This is a genomic window from Corallococcus sp. AB049A (assembly GCF_003668885.1).
Classification (GTDB): domain Bacteria; phylum Myxococcota; class Myxococcia; order Myxococcales; family Myxococcaceae; genus Corallococcus; species Corallococcus interemptor.
Map to the genome: position 1 here is coordinate 1 of NZ_RAWL01000412.1, position 7,534 is coordinate 7,534.

General features: G+C 73.9%; 4 protein-coding genes and 1 pseudogene. 1 reads left to right on the top strand and 4 read right to left on the bottom strand.

Annotated features, from left to right (window positions below; genetic code table 11):
• On the bottom strand, positions 1 to 3,931 hold a 3,931-nt coding region (locus D7X55_RS31825), incomplete at its 3' end, for a lipopolysaccharide assembly protein LapB (protein WP_121725030.1).
• A 142-nt stretch (positions 3,932 to 4,073) separates the two neighbouring features.
• Complete coding sequence (locus D7X55_RS31830) at positions 4,074 to 5,012, bottom strand: RluA family pseudouridine synthase (RefSeq protein WP_121725031.1); 939 nt, start codon at positions 5,010 to 5,012, stop codon at positions 4,074 to 4,076.
• 133 nt (positions 5,013 to 5,145) lie between these two features.
• On the opposite strand from D7X55_RS31830, the gene D7X55_RS31835 reads away from it, so the two are divergent.
• A complete protein-coding gene (locus tag D7X55_RS31835; protein ID WP_121725032.1) occupies positions 5,146 to 6,672 on the top strand; it encodes a peptidase M3 in 1,527 nt (508 codons plus the stop codon).
• 13 nt (positions 6,673 to 6,685) lie between these two features.
• Here D7X55_RS31835 and D7X55_RS31840 read toward each other — a convergent pair whose 3' ends face one another.
• Together D7X55_RS31840 and D7X55_RS31845 are read right to left on the bottom strand one after the other, a co-directional pair.
• Positions 6,686 to 7,027 carry a hypothetical protein gene (locus D7X55_RS31840; protein WP_120550473.1) on the bottom strand — a complete coding sequence of 114 codons (342 nt, stop codon included), beginning with the start codon at positions 7,025 to 7,027 and terminating at the stop codon, positions 6,686 to 6,688.
• A gap of 154 nt (positions 7,028 to 7,181) precedes the next feature.
• Positions 7,182 to 7,534, bottom strand: a pseudogene (locus D7X55_RS31845) (hypothetical protein); the annotation flags it as partial.

Here is a 7,534-nt window from a genome sequence, read left to right on the forward strand (position 1 = left end):
CCGGTCTCGGGGGCTCGGAGATGTGTATAAGATACAGGCCTGCGGGACGGCCTGCGCGGTGGATGCGGCGCACGGGGTCCATGCGGCCGGGAGGGGCCTCCCAGGCGATGACGCTCGTGGCCTCCACGGGCCCGCCGCCGAGCTCCTGGGCGTCCTCGTCTTCGTCCTCCGATGGAATCTGGCTGAGGAGGGGGATGTCGGGCGGGGCTTCGGGAGCGCCGCGCCCCTTCGAAGGAGGGGCGACGGAGCGCGAGGCTCCGGCCATGGCGCGCGGCGCGGCGGCTGGGGGCTCTACACCGCTGGCGGACAACGGGGCGCGGGGTGCGTGTCCGGCGCGAGGGGCGCGTTCCACGCGCGAGGGAGCTTCACGGACCTGCGTGCCCGCGTTCTTGGAGGAACGGGCGGAGGCGTTGTCCTCGGGAGCAGCCTTGCGCGACGCGGATGGAGGTTCAGGCTCCAGTTCCGGAGCGAGCGGTGCGCCGAAGGCCGTGGTCCTTTCGCGCGGAGGCGTGGCGGCGGCTCGCGGCTTGCGGTCGGGCGTGGCCTCTGGCGTGGAGCCTGGGTCCTGGGCCGTGCCGCCGCGAGCCGGCTTCGCGGCCCGGGCCATGCGGCCAGGCGCGGGGTCGGAATCCGCGAGGGAGACCGGGCTCTCCGCTGGGACCTTGGTGGAAGCGGAGCGACGGGGTGGCTCCGCGTCCGGAGATGCGCTCGCGACCGGGGCATGGCGTCCGGACGGGGCCTTGGGCTGGCGCGTGGTGTCCGTGGCACCGACGGGTGCGTGGCTGCCTGAGGGAGCCTTCGGTTCGCGTACGGCATCCGTGCTCACTGCCGTGGCGCCTACGGGGGCGTGACGACCGGACGGACTCTTCGGCTGGCGTGCGGCGTCCACCGGCGCGTGACGGCCCGATGGGGCCTTGAGCGGGAGTTCGACCTCCGCTCCCGGCGCTGTATCCGCGAAGGAGACAGCGCTTCCCACCGAAGCCTTGCCGGAGGCCGGACGCCGCCGCGCTTCCGCTCCCTGAGCACTGTCTCCTACCGCTGCGTGCCGTCCAGAGGGGGCCTTTGAGGCTTCGTCGCCTCGCCCTGGCTCCTGCCGCGACGTGCGCCCGCGCTTCTTGTTGCCTGGAGCCGCGTCGAGAGCCTCGTTCGCTGGAGGCCGGTCCTTCGCCTTGGGCGCGCGCTTCTCCGGTGAGGACTCCTCGGCCTGGAGCAGCGACGGGACGTCCGTGTTGGACGTCACCTCGTCGGACGGGTCCTTGCTCTTCGCCGCGGGCACCCGGCCCGTGGCGACTGGCGGCGCGACGAGCACCGACGGCGGCGGTACCCCGGCGGGCTGCGGGGATGCCGGTCGCGCGGGCTCCGGCTGCGGCGGACGGGCGCGCTGCTCGCGGGCCTTGCGCAGGCTTTCCGCGCGGCGCGCGTAGAGGCGGGCCTTCTCGGTGTTGTGCAGCACCTCGCGGCAGAAGAGCGCGAGCCGCTCCCACGTGCGCTGGCGCTCCTCGTCGTCCTCTGTCGCGGTGGCCGCGTTCTCCAATGCCCAGGCTGCTTCGCCGAACTGCTCGCGCTCGGTGCAGCGGTCCGCGAGCAGCAACCAGGCTTCCTTGTGCCCCGGCTCGAAACGCACGGCCTGACGCAGCTCCGCCAGCGCCGCGCCCGCGTCGCCCATCGCCTCCAGCGTGGCCACCCGCTCCAGGTGCGCCTTGCGCGCGGCCGGCCCCCGGGGCTCACGGGCGAGCTGCGCGTGCAGCAGCGCGCTCAACGCGGGCAGGTCGCCCAGGCGGCGCGCGAGCGCCAGCAGGTGCTCCCGGGGTTGATCATTGTCCGGGCTCTCCGCCAACACCTCCGCCCAGGCCCACTGCGCGATGCGCAGGTCGCCCAGGGACTCCTCCGCGGTCTGCGCGAGCACCCGCAGCGCCTCCAGGCGATCCGGTGCGCGGCGTGGCGCGGCGGCACAGGCGGCGCGCAGGCGCTCGACCTGGGCGAAGCGCTCGTCGTCGGAGACGCTGCGCACCAGCCCCGCGAGCACGGGCAGCATCCCGGGCACCAGCGCATCCGCCGCCTCGAAGTCCTCGCGCGCCTTCGCGGGGTTGCCCATGTTGAGCTGACGCTCACCTCGCGTCAGCAGGGCCACGGCGCGGGCTCGCGACGTCCTCGCCCGGGCAATCGCGTCGTCGAGCGCACGGCGCACGAGCGAGGCGTCCTCCCGCTGCGACAACAGGCGGACCTGTTCACGCAGCGCGGTGCGCTCACCGGTCAGCTCGACGATCTCCCGGTACATGCGCGCGGCGCCCGCTGAGTCCTGGAGCTCGTTCTCCATCACCTCCGCGAGCCGCGTGAGCGCTTCGGCGCGCTCGGGGGCGTCCTTCGCGCGGTCCGCGCGCTTGAGATACAGCTGGGCCAGCTCGCGCCACGCACGCCGCGCGATGAGCTGGGCTTCCTGACGCTGGGACTGCGCCCGCTCCGAGCCCTCGTCCACGGGGCGCGCCGGGGCCGGAGCATCTGGCGCGGCGGGCTCGGAGGGCTTCACCGAGGGGACGCGCGTGGAGTCGCGCTTGGGCGCGGCCTGTGCGGTGGAGTCCTGCTGGGGGAAGACGACTTCCGAAGTCGATTCCTCCTCGTCGAACGCAGGCTTCGATGCGGCGGGGACCAGCACGGAGGCGCGTCGCGGAGCGGATGGCTTTCCGTCACTGGACGGCGTTGACGCGGGAGCGCCCTTCTCCGCTTCGGAACGCTCGGGCGGGACGATCTCCGACGTGGCTTCCTGGTCGTCGAACGCCATCGCTGGCGCGCCCGGCACCAGCACCGCATCCGGCTGACGTGGAGCCGGCTTGCTCGAGGCCGCTGCGTCCTCGCTGGAGGCCTTGGCTTGCGCTTCAGCCTCGGGCTCGGCCGGACGCGAAAGGATCCTCTCCGACGTCGACTCATCTACCACGGCGGGCGCAGGCGTTTCGTTGCTGGCCTGGGCGGCATCGGCCGGCGGCGCATCTTCGAGCTTCTTGCCGAAGACCTGCGTCGCCTCGAACAACGGTGGCGCGGCAGCGGGCTTCGGCACCTCCACCTGCTCGGCCTTCACTTCGGACGCGGCCACGGGCTCAGTCGTCCGTGCCGGGCCTGACAGCATCAACGCGCTCAACGCCGCGATGACGTGTTCAGGCACGGTCGAGGACGGAGCAACGACGGGCGCGGGCACAGCCCCGGTGTCCTCGCGCGTCTCGCCAGCCTCCACCTCGGGCTCGGGAGACACAGGCTCCGGAACGGTCTTCGCGCCTTGCGGCGGTGTCACCACCCGGGCCTTGCCCGGGCCTTCGTCATCCCAGGGGAACTCCGGCCCTCGCGGCGCCGCCGTCCGTCCCAGCTCCGCCCACTCGCCCAGCGGGACCTGCACCGTGGCGGCCCGGGGCGCCCACGCCGGCGAGGACGGCGCCGCCACCACCGGCATCTCCACCACCGTGTTGCCCAGCTCCGGATCCGACAGCGCCAGCGCGGACACCTCCACGGTCTTCGTCCGGGACTCCTCGTCCTCCGCCGGAGGCTTCGCCTTCGCCACCCGCTCGCGCAGCACGTCGAGCACGAAGCGGGCCCGGGCGTCGTCGGGCGCGTCCATCAACAACCCGTTGAGCACCGCCGCGGCGCGAGCTTCCTGGCCCGTGCGGCGCAACACCCTCGACAGCTGACGGCGGACCTCGCGGCGCACCTCGCCCCGCTCCGTGACCATCGCCGCGTCCAGCAGGGTGATGACCGCGCGCTCCGTGCCCGCCTTCAGCGCGCACCGCACCAGCACCGCCGCGAGCCGGGGCGTCATCGGCAGGGAGCGGCTGGCGGAGACCAGGCCGGAGTACGCCCGCGCCGCCTGCCCCTCCTGGAGCAGCCGGGCGGCATCCCGGCAGACCTGGGCCACCGCGCCTCGCACGTCGTCTCCCCGCGACCCCATCCCCGGTCCGCGCGAGGAGGGCTCCGGCGTCAGTGGGCCCTTGCCGTGTCTCCCGCCACCCATGAAGCCCCCAGTCTACACACGATGCGCGCGACGGGGGCACCCGTCCGCACCCACGAAAGCCCCCCGGTTTTCCAGGTTCTCAGGAGCCCTCCACGGCCACGATGGGCCCCTCCGGAACGCGCACCCCCGCCGCCTCGAAGAAGGCCCTCAGGTCGTCCGGCACCGGCGCCTCCAGCCGCAGCGGCCGGCCCGTGCGCGGATGGCCCAACTCCAACGCATGCGCGTGCAGCAGGCAGCGCGGCGCCACCAGGCTCCCCGCGCTCCCCGCGCCGCCATAGCGCGCATCTCCCAGGATGGGATGCCCCAGCGCCGTCAGGTGCGCCCGGAGCTGGTGCGTGCGGCCCGTCCGGGGCAGCAGCTCCACCAGGCTGAACGCCTCCCCCGCGAACAGCGTCCGGTAGTCCGTCCACGCGGGCACGCCGTTGGCCGCGCGGGTCGCCCGCCAACGCCCCGGCCGCGAGGGGTCCTTCGACAGGGGCAGGTCCACCGTGCCGCCCGCCTCCAGCCCCGGCCCCGTCGCCGCGAGGTAGCGCTTGCGCGCGGTGCCCTCCCGGAACGCCTCGGCCAGCGCGGAGGTGGCGGCCGCCGTCTTGCCGAACACCGTCACCCCGGAGGTCTCCCGGTCCAGCCGGTGCACCAGCCCCGCCTGCCGTCCCAGGTGCTCGCCCACCAGGTCCACCAGGCTGCCGCCCACGCGGCCTTCCGTGGGCTGCGCGTTGAGGCCCGCGGGCTTGTCCACCGCGAGGACGTCCGCGTCCTCGAACAGCACGCGCATGGGGGCGGCGGGCTTCGGAGCCTCCAGCGGGCTCTGCCCCGCCTCCTCCAGCACCACCGTCACCACCTGCGAGGGCAGGAGCTTCACGGCGCCGTCCCTCGCGCGCTTCCCGGCCACGTACACGGCCCCCACGTCCACCAGCCGCCGCACGTCCGCCACCGGCAGCGCCAGCTCCGCCGCCACCGCGTCCACCAGCGCGCGGCCCGCGTGCGCCCCTTCCGCCTTGAACGTCCGGCGCTTCATCGCGAGCCGGCCCCTTCCAGCAGGGATTCCCGGGGGGCATGCGGCCAGGCAACGGAGGGGAAGGACATGGCGCGACACTCTATGCGCGTGCTCCCTGCCCTGACGCGGGCTTCCTGTTACCTTCCGCGCCGCCATGGACCGCCCCCTGCTCTCCGTCCGGTCGCGGCTGGATGACTTCCTCGCCGAGCTGGCCACCCTCCAGTACCGCTACGGCGCCGGACTCTCCCCGGACCTCCCCGTCGCACGCCTGTACGCGTCCTTCCCGGAGCTGTCGTCGCCGGAGACCTTCGCCGCCGCCAACGAGGCGCTGGCCCGCGCGAAGGGCAAGGACGACCCCGACCCCGTCGCCATCCGCCGCATCTCGCTGGTGCGCGAGCTCATCGCCACCCAGGTGGAGGAGTCCCTCGCCCTGCCCGCGGCGGACGCCGTGGTCGCGCTGGAGGCCCGCTCCCACATCCCCGCGGACGACACGACGCTGTCGCTGGCCCAGGCCCTGTCCCAGCTGCCGCGCGAGTCCAACCGCGCCCGCCGCGCCCTGCTGGAGCGAGGCGCCGGCAACTTCCTCTGGGAGAACCGGGGCCCGTATGGCGACCGGCGCGACGCCACCCTCCAGACCGCGGAGGTGCTGGGCTTCCCGGACTACCCGTCGCTGCGCCAGGACGTCACCGGCATCGACGCGGGCAAGCTGGCGGAAGGCGCCGAGGAGACGCTGAAGCGCACCGAGGACGCCTACCGCGACGTGCTGGCCTACGTGCTGCGCAAGCTGGAGCCCACCCTGCGCCCGCTGCCCGGCGGCGAGGCCCGGCGCCACGACGTGCAGCACGCCCTGCGCGCCCCGTGGATGGACGCCCACTTCCGCCGCGAGGACACCGTCCCCGCCGTGATGCGCTGGCTGTCCGACTGGGGCCTCCACCCCAACGCGGGCAGCCGCATCCGCCTGGATGACGAGGCCCGCCCCGGCAAGGCGTCACGCCCCTTCGTCGCCGCCGTACGCGTGCCCCACGAAATCCGCCTGGTCCTCCAACCCCGGAGCGGCATGGACGCGCTGGGCGACCTGCTCCACGAGCTGGGCCACGCGTGGCACCTGGCGCACGTGGACGAGGACGCCCCCATGGAGCTGCGCCGGCTGGGGGATGCCTCCGTGACGGAGGCGTACGCCGCCACCTTCGAGCGGCTGCTCTTGTCCCCGCCCTGGCTCAAGCGCTACCTGGGCCTGCCGTCCGGCACCACGAAGGACGCCGTGCGCCTGGCCGCGTTCCAGGCCCTGGCCGTGCTGCGCCGCCACTGCGCGAAGCTGTCCTACGAGCTGTCCCTCAGCACGAAGGGCGCCTCCGCCGACCGCGCGGACGAGTACGCCGACGGCCAGCGCCGCGCCCTCTTCGCGCAGCCGCACCCGGGCTTCTTCCTGCATGACGTGGATTCACAGCTCTACGTCACCCGCTACCTGCGGGCCTGGGCCCTGGAGACCCGGCTCACCGCGTCCCTGCTGGAGCGGTTCAACGAGGACTTCTGGCGCAACCCCGCGGCCTTCGCCTGGCTCAAGGGGCTCTTCGCGCGGGGCGGCGCCGCCGACGCGGAGGGACTGGCCACGGAGGTCTCGGGCACGCCGCTGGCGCTGCCCGAGGCGGGAGCGCGCCTCGTGGCCATCCTCAACCAGTAGGGAATACAGCCCCCTACTTCTTCTTGGAGCGCAGCGCGCGGACGATCTTGTCCTTCGCCGCGTTGGCCGGAGCGACCTCGCGGGCCGGCGCCTTGGAGGCGTTGGCCGCCGTGCGCGTCTGGCCGGTGCGCGCGCGCATGGCCTTCATCAGCTGCATCTCGATGACGAGCAGCTCGTCCGCGAGCTCCGCGTTGGCACCGGCGGCGCGGGGCAGCGGCGCGCTCTTGCTGGGGGCGCCCGCGCCGTGGCGCATGCGCAGGGCCTTCTCTTCCTCGGCCGTCAGCGTGGTGGACTTCTCCAGCGCCGCCTTGACCTCTTTCGCGGTCAACGTGCTACTTCCGACCTTGCGCTCCATCTCCGCTCCCTCTGTTGTGCACGCCTGAACACCCGAGCATGTCAGATGCGTCTGGGCCGCAACCGACGAGGATTGTAGAGGACGCAAGAGGGCCGTCAAAATTTCTTCCAACAGGCCGCTGCCTGTCTGTAGCGACCCGCCCCACCCGCTACAGCTACAGGCGCATCCCCAGCCCCAGGAACGTGGAGCGCAGGCTCTGCCGCTCGCCGGAGAAGGGGGAGCCCCTGGCGGAGAAGTTCTGGTAGCGCGCCTCGGCGGACAGGAAGAGGTTCTGGCCCAGCTCCACGCCGACGCCGCCGCTCAGCTCCACGCCCACCTGGAGCACGCGGCGGCCCAGCGTATCCGGGGCCGTGGGCCGGGGCCGGGAGTGCGGCACCAGCAGGCTGGCCCCCACCCCCAGGAAGGGCCGCACCCGGGTGTCCCCCAGGGGCACCACGCGCACGGACATGGGCGTCACCTCCGTCAGGTGCCGGCTGGACGCCAGGTGCCCTCCCACCTCCACCACCG